Annotated in this window: 14 protein-coding genes; all 14 read left to right on the top strand. The window is 65.3% G+C overall.

What is annotated here, in order from left to right:
* Positions 1-225: 225 nt before the first annotated feature.
* Positions 226-3174: a bifunctional [glutamate--ammonia ligase]-adenylyl-L-tyrosine phosphorylase/[glutamate--ammonia-ligase] adenylyltransferase gene (glnE, locus tag BM198_RS13825; protein WP_074970667.1), complete on the top strand. Its 2949-nt coding sequence runs from the start codon at positions 226-228 to the stop codon at positions 3172-3174.
* Between the two features lie 53 nt (positions 3175-3227).
* The gene (locus BM198_RS13820) at positions 3228-4151 is read left to right on the top strand and encodes a branched-chain amino acid transaminase (RefSeq protein ID WP_044400969.1); all 924 of its coding nucleotides are present in this window, start codon (positions 3228-3230) and stop codon (positions 4149-4151) included.
* A 93-nt stretch (positions 4152-4244) separates the two neighbouring features.
* Positions 4245-5282 (top strand): lipopolysaccharide heptosyltransferase II, encoded by a 1038-nt coding sequence (waaF, locus tag BM198_RS13815; RefSeq protein WP_074970665.1) that lies wholly within the window; start codon positions 4245-4247, stop codon positions 5280-5282.
* Positions 5279-6340 carry a lipopolysaccharide heptosyltransferase I gene (gene waaC / locus BM198_RS13810; RefSeq protein ID WP_074970663.1) on the top strand — a complete coding sequence of 354 codons (1062 nt, stop codon included), beginning with the start codon at positions 5279-5281 and terminating at the stop codon, positions 6338-6340. Before waaF ends, waaC begins: the two co-directional genes overlap by 4 nt.
* A complete protein-coding gene (locus BM198_RS13805; RefSeq protein ID WP_074970661.1) occupies positions 6340-7461 on the top strand; it encodes a glycosyltransferase family 4 protein in 1122 nt (373 codons plus the stop codon). The genes waaC and BM198_RS13805 overlap by 1 nt, the downstream gene beginning before the upstream one ends.
* The gene (rfaP, locus tag BM198_RS13800; protein WP_074970659.1) at positions 7458-8264 is read left to right on the top strand and encodes a lipopolysaccharide core heptose(I) kinase RfaP; all 807 of its coding nucleotides are present in this window, start codon (positions 7458-7460) and stop codon (positions 8262-8264) included. The genes BM198_RS13805 and rfaP overlap by 4 nt, the downstream gene beginning before the upstream one ends.
* Positions 8264-8998, top strand: a complete 735-nt coding sequence (locus BM198_RS13795; RefSeq protein WP_074970657.1) for a lipopolysaccharide kinase InaA family protein — start codon at positions 8264-8266, stop codon at positions 8996-8998. Before rfaP ends, BM198_RS13795 begins: the two co-directional genes overlap by 1 nt.
* Positions 8995-9741: a lipopolysaccharide kinase InaA family protein gene (locus tag BM198_RS13790; RefSeq protein ID WP_074970655.1), complete on the top strand. Its 747-nt coding sequence runs from the start codon at positions 8995-8997 to the stop codon at positions 9739-9741. Before BM198_RS13795 ends, BM198_RS13790 begins: the two co-directional genes overlap by 4 nt.
* Positions 9738-11192: a lipopolysaccharide kinase InaA family protein gene (locus tag BM198_RS13785; RefSeq protein WP_074970653.1), complete on the top strand. Its 1455-nt coding sequence runs from the start codon at positions 9738-9740 to the stop codon at positions 11190-11192. Before BM198_RS13790 ends, BM198_RS13785 begins: the two co-directional genes overlap by 4 nt.
* Positions 11193-11278: 86 nt before the next feature.
* Positions 11279-13033 carry a carbamoyltransferase family protein gene (locus tag BM198_RS13780; protein WP_074970651.1) on the top strand — a complete coding sequence of 585 codons (1755 nt, stop codon included), beginning with the start codon at positions 11279-11281 and terminating at the stop codon, positions 13031-13033.
* Entirely contained in the window at positions 13020-14138 is a 1119-nt protein-coding gene (locus tag BM198_RS13775; RefSeq protein WP_074970649.1) for a glycosyltransferase, read from the top strand. The genes BM198_RS13780 and BM198_RS13775 overlap by 14 nt, the downstream gene beginning before the upstream one ends.
* Positions 14135-14851 (top strand): CatB-related O-acetyltransferase, encoded by a 717-nt coding sequence (locus BM198_RS13770; protein ID WP_244165694.1) that lies wholly within the window; start codon positions 14135-14137, stop codon positions 14849-14851. Before BM198_RS13775 ends, BM198_RS13770 begins: the two co-directional genes overlap by 4 nt.
* Positions 14851-15810 carry a glycosyltransferase family protein gene (locus tag BM198_RS13765; protein WP_074970647.1) on the top strand — a complete coding sequence of 320 codons (960 nt, stop codon included), beginning with the start codon at positions 14851-14853 and terminating at the stop codon, positions 15808-15810. The genes BM198_RS13770 and BM198_RS13765 overlap by 1 nt, the downstream gene beginning before the upstream one ends.
* Positions 15807-16682, top strand: a complete 876-nt coding sequence (locus BM198_RS13760) for a DUF6625 family protein (protein WP_074970645.1) — start codon at positions 15807-15809, stop codon at positions 16680-16682. Before BM198_RS13765 ends, BM198_RS13760 begins: the two co-directional genes overlap by 4 nt.
* The last annotated feature ends 17 nt before the right edge of the window (positions 16683-16699 follow it).

The following is a 16699-nucleotide window of genomic DNA, read 5'->3' as shown; positions in this document are numbered from 1 at the left end:
CGGAAAGGCTTCCAGAATCGGATGCCTATGTTCACTGCCGGCCTTTTGGGCAGGCAGAAGCTAATTCTTGGATTAACCGGGGGGTCGAACCGGCCTTGTGTAGTTTTACTACAAATCGACGGCGGATTCAGCTCTCTGGGCACAATCTTTCGTAGTAAAACTACAGATCCACGATGCGAGGCCTCTGGAACCGAGGCCCGGCGCGCGCCGATCACAGGATAGACCATGAGCCTGCCCCCGCTTGTCGCCCTGCCCCACCTGCTGCAACCCCTTGCCGAGCGCGCCCGCACCAGCTTTCTTGCCGGGCTCGAGCACCTCCCCGAATCGCTGCGCGCGACCTTCGAGCAGTGGCCCGAGGCACGCTGGGAGGCGTTTCGCCGGGTCTGTGCAGCCAGTGACTTCGTGGCTGAACAGGTGCGTCGCGATCCGGCCCTGCTGGTGCAGTTGGTGGAGTCGGGCGGGCTTGAATGTACACTCGAATCTGGAGGATTGTGTACAAAAATTGATGAACTCCTTGTCGATTGCGCAGACGATGAGGCGCTAGGCCGCTGCCTGCGGCGTTTTCGCAACCAGCAGCAGGTGCGCATCATCTGGCGCGACCTGACTCGCCAGGCCGATCTCGCCGAAACCTGCCGCGACCTCTCCGACCTCGCCGACGCCTGTATCGATCGTGCCTACCACTGGCTCTACCCGCGCCACTGCGCCCAGTTCGGTACGCCCATGGGCCGACGGTCAGGGCAGCCGCAGCACATGGTCATCCTGGGCATGGGCAAGCTGGGGGCGCATGAGCTGAACCTGTCCTCCGACATCGACCTGATCTTCGGCTATCCGGAGGGCGGCGAGACGGAAGGCGCGCGCCGTGCGCTGGACAACCAGGAGTTCTTCATCCGCCTCGGGCAGCGCCTGATCAAGGCGTTGGATGCCATCACCGTCGATGGGTTCGTGTTCCGTGTCGACATGCGCCTGCGCCCCTACGGTTCCTCCGGCGCGCTGGTGCTCAGCTTCAATGCGCTGGAGCAGTACTACCAGGACCAGGGGCGGGACTGGGAGCGCTACGCGATGATCAAGGCCCGTGTGGTGGGGGGCGACCCGGTTGCCGGGGCGCAACTGCTGGAGATGCTGCGGCCGTTCGTCTACCGCCGCTACCTGGACTTCTCGGCCATCGAGGCGCTGCGCTCGATGAAGCAACTGATCCAGCAGGAAGTCCGCCGCAAGGGCATGACCGAGAACGTCAAGCTCGGCTCGGGTGGCATCCGCGAGGTGGAGTTCATCGCCCAGGCCTTCCAGCTCATCCATGGCGGGCGCGACCTCAGCCTGCAGCAGCGTCCGTTGCTGAAGGTCCTGGCCACACTCGCGGGCCAGGGCTATCTGCCTGGCAAGGTGGTCGACGAGTTGCGCGAAGGCTATGCCTTCCTGCGCTACACCGAGCACGCCCTGCAGGCCATCGCTGATCGCCAGACCCAGATGCTGCCGGACGACGAGCTGGACCGCGCACGCGTTGCCTTCATCATGGGCTTCGACGATTGGGCGGCGTTCCATGAGCGCCTGATGTATTGGCGGGGCCGGGTGGGGTGGCATTTCCAGCAGGTGATTGCCGATCCCGATGAGGACGAGGCCGGCGGTGCCGGTGAAGCCTGCATCGGTGCCGAATGGCTGCCGCTCTGGGAGGAGGCGCTGGACCCTGAAAGCGCCGAGCGCCAACTGGAGGAAGCGGGCTTTCGTGATGCCCCGGCTGCCTTCAAGCGCCTCACCGACCTGCGCAACGGCCCCCAGCTGCGTGCCATGCAGCGCCTGGGGCGCGAGCGGATGGACGCCTTCATCCCCCGGCTGCTGGCAATGACCGTCGAGCATGCCACCCCCGACCTGGTGCTGGAGCGGGTACTGCCGCTGGTGGAAAAGGTCGCGCGCCGCTCTGCCTACCTGGTCCTCTTGACCGAGAATCCGGGCGCCCTGGAACGCCTGATCACCCTCTGCGCGGCCAGCCCCTGGATCGCCGAGCAGATCGCCCGCTACCCGTTGCTGCTGGACGAGCTGCTGAACGAAGGGCGTCTCTATCACCCGCCGCTGGCACCCGAACTGGCGGCCGAGCTGCGTGAGCGCCTGACGCGGATCCCGGAAGACGACCTGGAGCAGCAGATGGAAGCGCTGCGGCACTTCAAGCTGGCCCACAGCCTGCGGGTCGCGGCCTCGGAAATCGCCGGCACGTTGCCCCTGATGAAGGTGAGCGACTACCTGACCTGGCTGGCCGAGGCGATCCTCGACCAGGTGCTGGCCCTGGCCTGGCGTCACACCGTGGCACGCCACGGCACGCCGCGCCGGGCCGATGGCTCGGCCTGCGACCCGGACTTCATCATCGTTGGCTACGGCAAGGTCGGCGGGCTCGAGTTCGGTCACGGCTCCGACCTGGACCTGGTGTTCATCCACGACGGCGACCCCCAGGCCGAGACCGACGGCGCCAAGCCCATCGACGGCGCGCAGTTCTTCACCCGCCTGGGGCAGCGCATCATTCATCTGCTAACTACCCAGACCACCTCCGGCGACCTGTACGAAGTAGACATGCGCCTGCGTCCCTCCGGCGCGGCAGGGCTGCTGGTGAGTTCACTGGGCGCCTTCCAGCGCTACCAGGAGAGCGAAGCCTGGACCTGGGAGCACCAGGCCCTGGTTCGGGCGCGGGTGCTGGTGGGCTGCCCGCGCGTGGCGTCGGCCTTCGAAGCGGTCCGCCTGGCGGTGCTCGGGCGCGAGCGCGACATCGACACCCTGCGCCGCGAAGTGAGCGAGATGCGCGCCAAGATGCGCGACAGCCTGGGCAGCCGCTCGACCGCTGCCGGCACCGGCGAGAATGCCTTCGAAGCCGCATCGCCGTTCGATCTGAAGCAGGACGCCGGCGGTATCGTCGATATCGAATTTATGGTGCAATATGCGGCCCTCGCCTGGTCGCGACGGCATCCAGAGCTGGTTCGCTACACCGACAACATCCGCATTCTGGATGGTCTCGGCGCGGTGGGACTGCTGACCGCCGAGACCGTCAGCCTGCTGCAGGAGGCCTACAAGGCCTATCGTTCCGCAGCGCATCGCCTGGCCCTGCAGAAGCAGCCCGGCGTGGTGAGTGGGGACCAGTTCCAGGCGGAACGCCATGGCGTGATGCGGATCTGGCGCGAGTTGGGCTTGAGCTGACTGCCTGCCAACTCGCCGTGCTGAATCAATCGAACTCTTGAGGAGCTGGCAATATGTCGATGGCCGACCGTGATGGCGTGATCTGGTATGACGGCGAACTGGTGCCGTGGCGCGATGCGACCACCCACGTCCTGACCCACACCCTGCACTACGGCATGGGCGTGTTCGAAGGCGTGCGCGCCTACAACACCCCGGACGGCACTGCCATCTTCCGCCTGCAGGCCCACACCGACCGCCTGTTCGACTCCGCCCACATCTTCAACATGCAGATCCCCTTCACCAAGGAGGAGATCAACGAAGCCCAGCGCGCCGCCGTCCGCGAGAACGGCCTGGAAAGCGCCTACCTGCGCCCCATGGTGTTCTTCGGCAGCGAAGGCATGGGCCTGCGCGCCTCCGGCCTGAAGGTGCACGTCATCGTCGCCGCCTGGCACTGGGGCGCCTACATGGGCGAAGCCGCGCTGGAAGCGGGTATCAAGGTGCGCACCAGCTCCTACACCCGTCACCACGTCAACATCGCCATGACCCGCGCCAAGGCCAATGGCAACTACATCAACTCCATGCTGGCGCTGCAGGAAGCCATCTCCGGTGGCGCCGACGAGGCCATGCTGCTGGACCCGGAAGGCTACGTGGCCGAGGGCTCGGGCGAGAACATCTTCCTGGTCAAGGATGGCGTGGTGTACACCCCGGAAGTGACCTCCTGCCTCAACGGCATCACCCGCAACACCGTCCTGACCCTGGCCGGCGAGCTGGGCATCAAGGTGGTCGAGAAGCGCATCACCCGCGACGAGGTGTACATCGCCGACGAAGCATTCTTCACCGGTACCGCCGCCGAAGTGACCCCGATCCGTGAAGTGGATGGCCGTCAGATCGGTGCCGGCCGTCGCGGCCCGGTGACCGAGAAACTGCAGAAGGCCTACTTCGACCTGGTGACCGGCAAGACTGCCGCTCACGGTGAATGGCGCACCCTGGTCAAGTAATCCGACTGAGCTGCATACCGCAAGCCGCAGGCTGCAAGTGGGCGACCGCTTGGAGCTTGCGGCTTGTCGCTTGAGGCGTGAAGCTGCCCGCTTATGAAAATTCTGATCGTAGGCCCCTCGTGGGTCGGTGACATGGTGATGGCCCAGACGCTCTTCCAGTGTCTGAAGGTGCGCCATGGCGACTGCGAGATCGACGTCCTGGCCCCCGAGTGGAGCCGCCCCATCCTCGAGCGCATGCCGGAAGTCCGCCAGGCGCTGAGCTTCCCGCTTGGGCATGGCGTGCTCGAACTCGCCACCCGCCGGCGCATCGGCAAATCCCTGGCCGGCCAGTACGACCAGGCCATCCTGCTGCCCAACTCGCTGAAGTCGGCCTTGGTTCCGTTCTTCGCCGGGATTCCCAAGCGCACGGGCTGGAAGGGCGAGATGCGCTACGGCCTACTCAATGACATCCGCACGCTGGACAAGGCCCGTTACCCGCTGATGATCGAGCGCTTCATGGCGCTGGCATTCGAGCCTGGTGCCGAGCTGCCCCAGCCGTATCCACGCCCGTCCCTGCGCATCGAGGCACAGAGCCGCGACGCCGCCCTCGACCGCTTCGGCCTCGGACTGGATCGCCCGGTCCTGGCCCTGTGCCCCGGTGCCGAGTTCGGCGAGGCCAAGCGCTGGCCGGCCGAACACTATGCCAAGGTGGCGGAAGTGAAGATCCGCGCCGGTTGGCAGGTGTGGCTGTTCGGCTCGAAGAATGACCACCCCGGCGGCGAAGACATCCGCATGCGCCTCATTCCCGGCCTGCGGGAAGAGGTGGTCAACCTGGCCGGGCAGACCAGCCTGGCCGAAGCCATCGACCTGCTTTCCTGTGCCGAGGCGGTGGTCTCCAACGACTCCGGCCTGATGCACGTCGCCGCCGCCCTGAACCGCCCTCTGGTGGCCGTGTACGGCTCCACCTCGCCGCAGTTCACGCCGCCCTTGGCCGAGAACGTCGAAATCGTCCGCCTGGGGCTGGAGTGCAGTCCGTGCTTCGAGCGCACCTGCCGCTTCGGGCACTACAACTGCCTGCGCCAGCTCAAGCCGCGCCCGGTCATCGAGGCCCTCGAGCGCCTGGTGGCGGACCCGATCGAGGTCGCCGGATGAGGGTTCTGCTGGTCAAAACCTCTTCCCTTGGCGATGTGATCCACACGCTGCCGGCCATCACCGATGCGGCACGTGCCATCCCCGGCATCCAGTTCGACTGGGTGGTGGAGGAAGGCTTCGCCGAGATTCCCGCCTGGCACCCGGCGGTGGCCCAGGTCATTCCGGTGGCGATCCGCCGCTGGCGCAAGAACCTGTTCCAGACCCTGCGCAGCGGTGAATGGGGGCGCTTCAAGCGGCGCCTGCGGGAGACCCGCTACGACCTGGTGATCGACGCCCAGGGGCTGTTCAAGAGCGCCTGGCTGACCCGCTACGCCAAGGCCCCGGTGGCCGGGCTCGATCGCGCGTCCGCCCGTGAGCCCATCGCCGCGCGTTTCTACGACCAGCCCCATGCCGTCGCCTGGGGGCAACACGCCGTCGAGCGAGTGCGCCAGCTGTTTGCCAAGGCACTCGACTACCCGTTGCCACAGAGCACCGGTGACTACGGCCTGAATCGCGCGCAACTGGCCGATGCGCCGGGCGCCGCGCCTTACCTGCTGTTCCTCCACGGCACCACCTGGGACACCAAGCACTGGCCCGAAGCCTACTGGCGCGAGCTGGCCGAGCGGGTTTGCGAGCATGGCTGGAACCTGCGCTTGCCGTGGGGCAATGCCGCAGAGAAGGCCAGGGCCGAACGCCTCGCCGAAGGCCTGGATGGCGCCGCCGTACTGCCGCGCCTGTCCCTGGCCGGCATGGCCAAGGTGCTCGCCGGCGCGCGTGCCTGCGTGGCCGTGGACACCGGGCTGGGGCATCTGGCCGCCGCCCTGGATGTGCCGACCCTGTCGCTCTATGGCCCGACCAACCCGGGCTTCACCGGTGCCTACGGGCGTTCGCAGGTCCACCTGGGCAGCGACTTCCCCTGCGCGCCCTGCCTGAAGAAGCAGTGCGCCTACCAGCCGAGCGAAGAGGAGCGCCGTCGCTTCGACCTCAAGCGCGAGCAGCCCTTGTGCTTCACCCGGCTGAACCCGCAGCGGGTGGCCACCCAGCTGGAGGCCCTGCTGCTGACCGAGGACTCCCACTGATGCAACTGGCCTTCGTGCTCTACAAGTACTTCCCTTTCGGCGGCCTGCAGCGCGACTTCATGCGCATCGCCCAGGAATGCCAGCGTCGTGGCCACGCTATCCGCGTCTACACCATGATCTGGGAGGGCGACGTGCCGGACGGCTTTGACGTGCGGGTCGCGCCGGTGAAGGCGCTGTTCAACCACAAGCGCAACGAGAAGTTCACCGCCTGGGTCGAGGCCGACCTGGCGCGCCAGCCGGTGGAGCGGGTGATCGGCTTCAACAAGATGCCTGGGCTGGACGTCTACTACGCCGCCGACCCCTGCTTCGAGGATAAGGCGCAGACCCTGCGCAACGGCCTGTACCGTCGCTGGGGGCGCTACAAGCACTTCTCCGACTACGAGCGCGCCGTGTTCGCCCCCGAGTCGAAGACCGACGTGCTGATGATTTCCGAAGTGCAGCAGCCGCTGTTCGTGAAGCACTACGCCACCCCGGCGTCGCGCTTCCATCTGCTGCCACCGGGCATTGCCAGTGACCGTCGTGCTCCGGCCAATGCGGCGGACATCCGTGCCGAGTTCCGCCGGGAGTTCAAGCTGTCCGACGACGACCGGCTGCTGGTGCAGATCGGCTCCGGGTTCAAGACCAAGGGGCTGGACCGCTCTCTCAAGGCGCTGGCGTCCCTGCCGCGGGAGTTGCGCAAGCGCACCCGGCTGATCGTCATCGGCCAGGACGACCCCAAGCCGTTCCTGCTGCAGGTGAAGGCCCTGGGCATTTCCGACCAGGTGGACATCCTCAAGGGGCGTAGCGACATCCCGCGCTTCCTGCTGGGTGCCGACCTGCTTATCCACCCCGCCTACAACGAGAACACCGGCACGGTGCTGCTGGAGGCGCTGGTGGCCGGCCTGCCGGTCCTGGTCACCGACGTCTGTGGCTATGCCCACTACATCGATGAGGCCGAGGCCGGCCGTGTGGTGCCCAGTCCCTTCGAGCAGGACACCCTCAATCGCATGCTCGCCGAGATGCTCACCGACGATGCGGCGCGCCAGCGTTGGTCGGCCAATGGCCTGGCCTTTGCCGATCATGCCGACCTGTACAGCATGCCCCAGCGGGCGGCCGACCTGATTCTCCAGGAGCGTCCATGAAGCTGGAACTGAGGGCGCCTTTCGAGCAGCTGTGGCACGGGCGTGACGCCTTCGAAGCGGTAGAGGCCCTGCAGGGCCAGGTCTATCGCGAGCTGGACGGCCGCCGCACGTTGCGTACCGAAGTCGACGGGCGGGGCTACTTCGTCAAGATCCATCGCGGCATCGGCTGGGGCGAAATCCTCAAGAACCTGGTGACCGCCAAGCTGCCGGTGCTCGGCGCCGGCCAGGAGTGGCGGGCGATCCATCGCCTGCAGGAGGTGGGCGTGCCGACCATGACCGCCGTCGCCTTCGGCGAGCGCGGCGACAACCCGGCCCAGCAGCACTCCTTCATCATCACCGAGGAGCTGGCGCCAACCGTCAGCCTGGAGGACTTCTCCCTCGACTGGCCGCGCAACCCGCCGCCCCTGGCGCTCAAGCGCGCGCTGATCGACGAGGTGGCGCGAATGGTGCGTGAGATGCATCGTGCGGGCGTCAACCACCGCGACTGCTACATCTGCCACTTCCTGCTGCACACCGACCGGCCGGTGACCCCGAGCGACTTCCGCCTGTCGGTCATCGACCTGCACCGCGCCCAGGTCCGCCCGAGCCTGCCGCGCCGCTGGCGCGACAAGGACCTGGCTGCGCTCTATTTCTCGGCCCTGGATATCGGGCTGACCCGACATGACTGGCTTCGCTTCCTGCGGGTCTATTTCGACCGGCCATTGAGCGAGGTCTTGCGCCAGGAGCGGCCCCTGCTGGCCCACCTGGCTCGCAAGGCGGCGAAGCTCTATGCGCGCAAGCAGCGCTATGGAGATGCACTCTGATGGCGGCTTGGACACTGGCCCCCGATTACGCCGCGCTGGCGGAGGACTTTGGCAGCCTGGATCGCGTCTTTGCCCTGGAGGCGGAGCGCATCACCAGCGATCCGCTGTCCGAAGTCGTACGTCTGGAGCGTAACGGCATCCGTTATTACGTGAAGCGTTACTGGGGGGCGGGCAAGGGCCTGCGTCGCTACCTCGGGCGGCCCCGGGTCAAGGCGGAGTGGCAGAACCTTCGCTGGTTCGCCAAGTGGGGCATACCCACCGCGCCCATCGTCGCCTACGGCATGGAGCGCCGGGGGGGCGCTTTTCTGCGGGGTGCGCTGATCACTCGGGAGCTGCTGGACACCGAGGACTTGGCGCACTTGGCGCTCACCGATGATCCGCGTCTGCTCGACCGGCGCTGGGTGGACGGCATCAGCCTGCAACTGGCCAAGGCGACCCGGACCCTCCACGATCACGCGTTTGCGCACAACGACCTGAAATGGCGAAACCTGCTGGTGGACCCGGCCGGGAAGTTGTTCTTCATCGACTGCCCCACGGGAGCCTTCTGGTGGGGGCGCTTCCTGGAGCGACGGATCGTCAAGGATCTCGCCTGCCTCGACAAGGTGGCCAAGTACAAGCTGTCCCGCGTTCAGCGGATGCGCTTCTACCTGCAATACCGTGGGCTCGCGCGCCTGGATCGCAGTGGCAAGGCTCAGGTCCGCCGTGTGCTGGGTTACTTCGAGGGGCGCGAATGAACGACTTCGTGGCCTCTGACGACCTGGCCTGCCTGCAGGCCCACGGCCTGGCCGACTTCGATGCCTTGTGGGCGCTCAAGCTCGAAGCCGTGGACCTCCCCAATACCGAGCGCGGCGGCTGGAGCAGCGTGTTCCGCCTGGAGCTGGGTGAGCGTGCGTACTACCTCAAGCGCCAGTCGAATCACCTGACCCGTAGCCTGGCGCATCCCTTCGGCGAGCCGACCTTCGCTCGGGAGTTCCGCAATATCCGCCGTTACGCCAAGTTGGGCATTCCCGCATTGCAAGCGGCTTTCTTCGCTGAGCGGCGCTGCTCGGGCGAGCACCGCGCCATCCTGTTGACCCGTGCTCTGGATGGTTGGCACGAACTTGACCACTGGCTCGACCAATGGCCTGCGGTCGAAGCCGGCCAGCGCGAGGCCCTGCTGGACGCCTGCGGCCGCTTGGCGCGCCAGCTGCACGGAGCCGGGCAGATGCATGGCTGTTTCTACCCCAAGCACATCTTCCTGCGCCCTGCGGCCGTCGGCTACGAGGCGTGCCTGATCGATCTGGAGAAGACGCGTCCGCTGCTGTTCGGTCGTCGCGATCGGGTCAAGGACCTGGAGCCTCTGTTGCGCCGTGCGCGTATCTGGAGCACCGCTGATATCCGGCACTTCCTGGTTGCCTACCTGGGAAGCAGCACCGATGTCGAGCATTGGGAACAGCTCCTGATGCGGCGCCAGCGGGACAAGGAGAGCCGCGCATGAGGCTCGTTGAACTTGCTGGCATGGGGCGTTCCCCTGCCTTGCCCCTGCAGCTTGAGCTGAACGGCGAACGGCTGCAGTTGGAGACTCTGTTGCGTGTGTTGCCGGGCCAGCGCTATGTAGGTGCTGCGATGTGGAAAGGGCGCCGGGTGCTGGCCAAGTTGCTGGTGGGGGGCAAGGCAGCCCGCCACTTCGAGCGCGAGCGCCAGGGCGCCGAGCTGATGGCGCGCCAGGGCCTGCCGACTCCGGCCCTGCTGGAAAGCGGGCTGGTGCCCGGGCAGGGTGGCTGGCTGTTGTTCGAGTTCCTCAAGGGCGCCAGCAGCCTGTGGGACGAGTGGCGCCGGGTCGAAGGCGAGCCGTTGCTCTCCGACGGCCAGCAGCGCGTCGTGGGTGAAGCCCTGGAGCTGGTCGCCCACTTGCATGCTCGCGGCCTGGTGCAAGAGGACCTGCATCTGGACAACATCCTCCGGCATGACGGGCAGCTCAAGCTGATCGATGGTGGCGGCGTGCGTGCCGTCTGCGAGGGCGAACCCCTGCCCCGCGAGCAGGTGCTGGCCAATCTCGGGGTGTTCTTCGCCCAGTTGCCCGCCACCCTTGCGCCCTACCTGGAAGAGTTGTTGGTGCATTACCTGCTGGCCAACGGCGAGCACGCCTTGCCGCTGGAAATGCTGGAGAAGGAGATCGCCCGGGTCCGCCGCTGGCGCCTGCGTGACTTCCTCGAGAAGGTCGGTCGCGAATGCAGCCTGTTCAGCGTCCGGCGCTCGCTGTTCGGCCTGCGTGCCGTTCGTCGGGATGCCGAGGCGCGCGTGGCGCCGCTGCTGGCCGCGCCGGATGCCGCCATTGCCGCCGGTCATCGCTTCAAGGACGGCGGTGCCGCAACGGTGGCACGGGTGGAGCAGGGCGGCGAGACGCTGCTGGTCAAACGCTACAACATCAAGAACCTGCTGCACTGGCTAAAACGCTTCTGGCGGCCGTCCCGTGCCTGGCATAGCTGGCGCGAGGGTCATCGCCTGGCCTTCCTCGGCATCGCCACGCCGCGTCCGCTGGCGGTGGTGGAGCACCGTTGGCTGGGCCTGCGCGGACGCGCGTACCTGATTACCGAATATCTGCCGGGTCAAGATATAATCGCCCGTTTTCGAGACGCCCAGGCGGACGCTGCGAACCAGGGGCTGCCGCCGGAAGCCGAGCTGGGAGCCTTGGATCGCCTGTTTGCCGCGCTGATCCGTGAGCGCATCAGCCACGGCGACCTGAAGGGGCACAACCTGTTCTGGCAGGACGGGCACTGGTCTTTGATCGACCTGGATGCGGTCCGGCAACACGGCAGCGAGCGCAGCTTCGCCAGGGCCTATGCCCGGGATCGCGAGCGCTTCCTGCGCAACTGGCCGGCGGATTCGGTGCTGTACCGCCACCTGGATGAACGTTTACCCAAGGCCAGCTTGAAGCCCGAGGCTTGAAGCTGGGAATGAGCCCCGAGGGGCTGTGTACTGGACAACTTGCCGGGCGTCACGACACCCGGCCGCTTTGATAGAGGCTTAACACTGTGGCACTGACGATCCTCGGCCTTTCCGGCGCCCTCAGCCATGATCCTTCAGCCGCGCTCTACATCGACGGCAAGCTGATCGCGGCCGCCGAAGAAGAGCGCTTCGTGCGCGACAAGCACGCAAAGAATCGCATGCCCTACGAGTCGGCCAAGTTCTGCCTGGAGCAGGCGGGCATCAAGCCGTCCGACGTGGACGTGGTAGCCATCCCCTTCGCCCCCATCAGCCTCTTCGGCAAGGCCCGTTGGCAATACGCCAAGCGCTACTGGTACGCACCGGATCGCGCCCTTGACGCGATCCTCATGGGCAACCGCCGCTACAAGCGCTACCGCAACAAGATCGTCTGGTGCCTGGAGCAATTGGGCTTCGACGCCAAGAAGGTGAAGATCGAGCCGGTGGAGCACCACCTGGCCCACGCCTCCAGCGCCTACCACTGCTCCGGCTTCAAGGAGAAGACCGCGATCCTCGGGATCGACGGCAAGGGCGAGTACGCCACCACCTTCTTCGGCTGGGGCGAGAACGGCAAGATCCACAAGATCAAGGAATTCTTCGACCCGGACTCCCTCGGCGGCCTCTATGGCGCGATCACCGAGTACCTTGGCTTCGAGATGCTCGACGGCGAGTTCAAGGTCATGGGCATGGCGCCCTATGGTGACGCCGCCAAGTACGATTTCTCCCGCCTGGCCAAGTTCGAGAACGGCGAGTTGGTGATCAACACCGACTACGCCAACGTCATCGGCTTCCGCCGCTACAAGGAAAACGGCAAGGGCTACTACTTCTCGCCCAAGCTGATCGAGTGGCTCGGACCGAAGCGCCAGGGCGACATCGCCGACGACCCCTACATCCACTACGCCGCCAGCATGCAGGCGCTGTTCGAGAAGCTGGCGCTGGAGATGATGGACTACTACCTGGGCGACATCATCCGTGACACCGGCAAGATCGCTTTCGCCGGCGGTTGCGCGCTCAACGTCAAGCTCAACCAGAAGATCATCGCCCGCCCGGAGGTGAAGGAGCTGTTCGTGCAGCCGGCCTCCGGCGACGCAGGCACCGCCGTGGGCGCCGCGGCCTATGTCTCCCACAAGCGCGGCGTGCCGGTGGAGAGGATGGAGCACGTCTACCTCGGTCCGTCCTACTCCAACGAGGAGGTCATCGCCGCCTGCGCCAAGCACCCGAACAAGCCGGTGTTCAAGCGTATCGAGAACACCCCGGAGCGCATCGCCCGCATCATGGTCGACGGCAACCCGGTGGCCTGGTTCCAGGGACGCATGGAGTTCGGCCCGCGTGCCCTGGGCGGTCGTTCCATCATCGGTTGCCCGAGCGTTCCGGGCGTTGCCGATCGCATCAACGAACAGATCAAGTTCCGCGAGCGCTGGAGGCCCTTCTGCCCGTCGATGCTCGATACCGTTGCCCCGAAGATGCTCAAGGTGGACCACCCGAGCCCCTTCATGACCTTCACCTTCGAGGTCAACGAGGAGTGGAAGGAGCGTGTCTCAGAGGTGGTGCACGAGGACGGCACCTCTCGGGCCCAGGTGCTGGAGCGTCGGCACAACCCGCGCTGGTACGACCTGATGCTCGAGCTGGAGAAGCTGACCGGCAACGGCGTGTCGCTGAACACCTCCTTGAACCGTCGCGGCGAGCCGATGATCTGCTCGCCGACCGATGCCCTGAACATGTTCTACGGGTCGGACCTGCAGTACCTGATCATGGAAGACATCCTCGTGGTCAAGGAAGGCGCCGAGTGGTATGAGCAGCTCTGAACCGCGCGTCCTGCAGTTCTGCCACGGCTATGACGGGCCCTTTCTGGATTGCGCCCGTCAGTACGCCGTGCTGTTCGAGGGCACCCCTTACAAGGTGACGACCGTCTACCTCACGGGCGAGCCGAGTGAGGCGGTGGTGCAGGGATCGGCTTCCGATGAAGTGATCTTCCTCGGCCAGAGCAGCCGTGACGTGAGGGGGCTCAAGCTCGGTGCGATCCGTGCGATCCGCAAGATCGTGGCAGGTCGCGATTTCCGTTTCTGCATTGCCCACCGTTTCAAGCCGATCTACATCGCCTTGCTGGGTACATCGCTGCCTGTGATCGGCGTGCACCATGCTTTCGGTGACTACCAGCGGTCGTCGCGCCGGGTGTTCGCCAACTTCTTCCGCAAGCGCCTGGCGTTGCTGGGGGTGTCCAACGCGGTGCGTGACGACATGCGCCGTTGCCTGCCCGACTGGCCTGCTGAGCGGATCGAGACCCTCTACAACCGGATCGATATCGCGGCGGTCCAGGCTGGCCTCAAGTCTCGCGAAGAAGCGCGCGAGGCGCTGGGCCTGCCCCAGGATGCCTGGGTGGTCGGTAATGTCGGCCGCCTACACCCGGACAAGGACCAGGCCACGCTGATCCGCGGATTCGCCGAAGCGTTGCCGCAACTGCCAACTGGCAGCCTGCTGGCCATCATGGGCAGTGGACGGCTTGAGGCTTCCCTGAAAGCGCTGGCCGAGCAATTGGGCGTTACTGCACGGGTACGCTTCCTTGGGCAGGTCCCGGAGGGGCGGCGTTATTTCCGTGCGTTCGACCTGTTCGTGCTCTCGTCCGATCAGGAGCCCTTCGGCATGGTGCTGCTGGAGGCGATGGCGGCCGGACTGCCTGTGATCGCAACCGATTGTGGCGGAGCGCCCGAGGTGGTCGGGGCGGCTGAGGATCTGTTCCCGATGGGCGATGCGGCCGCGTTATCGCATTTACTGGGGCAGCGCGTTGCAGCAGCACCGAATGTCAGCGCCGCGCAAGAGCGGCTCCAGCGTGTCTATTCCGATGCCGCTGTGCGCCGCGCTTTCTGGGCGTTGCCGTTGTTGCCCGTAACTGGCGAAGGCGTTCGCCTGTGAAGCTGCTAGCCGCACTCCGGGACAGGTACTTCCGCCGATGGCTTCGCCGTCGGGGCGTCAAGTTCGCCACGAGCCTCGCAGGGCTTCCATCGCGTACCCGGATTCTTGTCGAGGAAGGGGTCGCCATCAGCAATGTCCAATTCGGCTGCAGGGAAATCCGCATCGGTGCCCAATCGTATCTGCGCAGCGGGTGTGAGCTACACAACGTCAGCGAGATCGGCCGTTTCTGTTCGATCGGCAACGGTGTGGTGCTGGGGCAGGACAAGGCGGGCCATCCGCTGGATTGGGTGACTACCCATCCCATCGCACACGAGGTTGAGTCACGCCGTTACGATGCACGGGTTCGTGCCACTACCCTGGGGCACGATGTCTGGATTGGTCGCGAGGCGATGGTCTTTGAAGGCGTTTCCATCGGCATTGGTGCTGTTGTGGCGGCGCGTTCGGTGGTGACGCGTGATGTTCCACCCTATGCGATAGTTGCGGGCGTGCCCGCTCGTGTCGTCAGGTTCCGCTTTCCCGAGCCCCTTCGTGAGCAATTGCTGGACAGCCGCTGGTGGACAGCTGCGCCCGCTGCACTGCATTCACTTCCTCTGGATCAGCCTGAGCGCTTTTGTGCAGCGCTCGCGGCCTCGAATGGAGGGACTGCAACCTATTCCATCGTGGATATTGCCAGCACGGGTTGCCGTTCACTGGATGAGGAGAGCTTGTTCTGATGCGGGTCTTGTTTCTGGTTCAGGCCGAGCAGAGGGCCATCCTGGATCGTCTGTACGACGGCATCGTCGAGGCGTGCGACACCTGTGACATCCGCTGGCTGAGCAGCGACGAACAGGCCAATCTGCGTCGCTACTTCAAGCGGAATGTAGACCTTTCCCGCTATGACCGGGTGCTGTGCTTCCTGCGCTTCAAGAAGGAGATGCGCCAGTGGCGCTTCCTGCGTGGCGTGCCGAACCTCGTCGTTCTGGAGCATGACGCCTATCAGAACTACATCCCCTGCAAATACACCGGCGCCTTCAGTCGGCACTACGCCCGCATGCCCTGGGTGCGTGTCATCAGCTCGGGCGCGCAAGTCGCGCGGCGGTTGCGTGAAGAGGGGTTCGATGCCTGCTTCGTACCCAAGGGGTACGACCAGGCGCTCCTTCGGGATCTGGAGCAGTCCCGGGATATCGAACTGGGCTTCGTCGGCAGTATCAAGAGCGTCGCTTACAGCGGTCGTCGCCAGTTGCTGGAGTCGCTGAGCCAGGTCGAGAACCTCGTCGTCACCCGCACCAATTCAGGAGACGAGTACCTGTCGATGCTCAATCGCATCCGCTTCTTCGTCAGTGCGGATGTGGGGATGGGCGAATACATGATCAAGAACTTCGAGGCGATGGCCTGCGGTTGTGTACTCCTGGCCTATGACCAGGGGGATGAGGAGAATCGCGCGCTGGGGTTCGAGGACATGGACAACGTCGTGCTCTACCGTTCTGTGGAGGCCCTGCAGGAAAAGCTGGCTGCCCTGCGTGCCGATCCGGAGCTTGCTCAGCGGATCGCCGTTAACGGACGGCGGCTCGTGGAGGATGCCTATGGGTTCGGGGCTATCGGCCATAAGGTCGTAGCAGCCATGCAGCCCGCCCTGAGAGACCAGCCGCCGCCTGGCCTGCTTGAGCGATTGCGTTTGCGGTTGGGTCTATGAAAGCGTCGCCTCGGCTGCTCTTCCTGATTCCCTACTTTGGTCGCTGGCCGTTCTGGATGCCGTTCTTCTTGCGTGGATGTGCAGGTAATCCAGACATCGACTGGCTCTTTTTCACGGATTGCGGCGTACCCGAACAGGCGCCCGCCAACGTCCGCTTCGAGACCTTGGCCTTCGAGGCCTATTGCGAGCACGTGTCCGATCGGCTCGGAATCGCCTTCACGCCCGACTCACCTTATAAGTTGTGCGACCTGAAACCGGCCCTTGGATACATCCATACGGATCGTCTTGCATCTTATGACTACTGGGGTTTCAGCGACATCGACCTGATCTATGGCGACCTGCGTGGCTACCTGAGTGCCCTTCAACTGCAACGCTATGAGCTGGTCTCGACTCATGTGCGTCGTGTGTCAGGGCATCTGTGCATGATGCGCAACAGCGCCAGGATGAGAGAGGCCTTCATGCAGGTCGATGGATGGCGTGAGGCCCTGGCCAGTCCAACGCATAACGCCTTCGACGAGGCAGCATTCAGCCGGTTGTTCGTACGCTACAAGAATCGCCCTGCGGCCTTGCGCTGGCTGCTGGACCGCCTGAACCCCTGGCGCCGTCAATCGTTGTTCCAAGAGGCCTTCAGCACCCCGGGGGGACGCATCCCCTGGCACGATGGCTCATTCGATTTCCCGTCGAAATGGGTATGGCGGGAAGGTGTGCTGACCAACGACCGGGATGGCGATCGAAGCTTTCCCTATTTCCATTTCATTGCCTGGAAGTGCGACCGCTGGCCGGCACATGCAGAGCCGGTCCTGTGTGGCCCTGCCGGCTTGGCTGAGCGTGCGTCCTGGTGCGTGACCGCCGAAGGTTTCCGTGAGGAGTGATCCGTGATCTTTTCTGA

This window comes from Metapseudomonas otitidis (assembly GCF_900111835.1).
In the GTDB taxonomy this organism is placed as follows: Bacteria; Pseudomonadota; Gammaproteobacteria; order Pseudomonadales; family Pseudomonadaceae; genus Metapseudomonas; species Metapseudomonas otitidis.
The sequence above is the reverse complement of the archived record's forward strand: the minus strand, read 5'-3'. Positions and strand labels throughout refer to the sequence as shown.

Excerpts from the sequence above, each read along its gene's own strand:
- glnE (WP_074970667.1), top strand. The coding sequence starts at position 226 with ATGAGCCTGCCCCCGCTTGTCGCCCTGCCCCACCTGCTGCAACCCCTT.
- BM198_RS13820 (WP_044400969.1), top strand. The coding sequence starts at position 3,228 with ATGTCGATGGCCGACCGTGATGGCGTGATCTGGTATGACGGCGAACTG.
- waaF (WP_074970665.1), top strand. The coding sequence starts at position 4,245 with ATGAAAATTCTGATCGTAGGCCCCTCGTGGGTCGGTGACATGGTGATG.
- waaC (WP_074970663.1), top strand. The coding sequence starts at position 5,279 with ATGAGGGTTCTGCTGGTCAAAACCTCTTCCCTTGGCGATGTGATCCAC.
- BM198_RS13805 (WP_074970661.1), top strand. The coding sequence starts at position 6,340 with ATGCAACTGGCCTTCGTGCTCTACAAGTACTTCCCTTTCGGCGGCCTG.
- rfaP (WP_074970659.1), top strand. The coding sequence starts at position 7,458 with ATGAAGCTGGAACTGAGGGCGCCTTTCGAGCAGCTGTGGCACGGGCGT.
- BM198_RS13795 (WP_074970657.1), top strand. The coding sequence starts at position 8,264 with ATGGCGGCTTGGACACTGGCCCCCGATTACGCCGCGCTGGCGGAGGAC.
- BM198_RS13790 (WP_074970655.1), top strand. The coding sequence starts at position 8,995 with ATGAACGACTTCGTGGCCTCTGACGACCTGGCCTGCCTGCAGGCCCAC.
- BM198_RS13785 (WP_074970653.1), top strand. The coding sequence starts at position 9,738 with ATGAGGCTCGTTGAACTTGCTGGCATGGGGCGTTCCCCTGCCTTGCCC.
- BM198_RS13775 (WP_074970649.1), top strand. The coding sequence starts at position 13,020 with ATGAGCAGCTCTGAACCGCGCGTCCTGCAGTTCTGCCACGGCTATGAC.
- BM198_RS13765 (WP_074970647.1), top strand. The coding sequence starts at position 14,851 with ATGCGGGTCTTGTTTCTGGTTCAGGCCGAGCAGAGGGCCATCCTGGAT.
- BM198_RS13760 (WP_074970645.1), top strand. The coding sequence starts at position 15,807 with ATGAAAGCGTCGCCTCGGCTGCTCTTCCTGATTCCCTACTTTGGTCGC.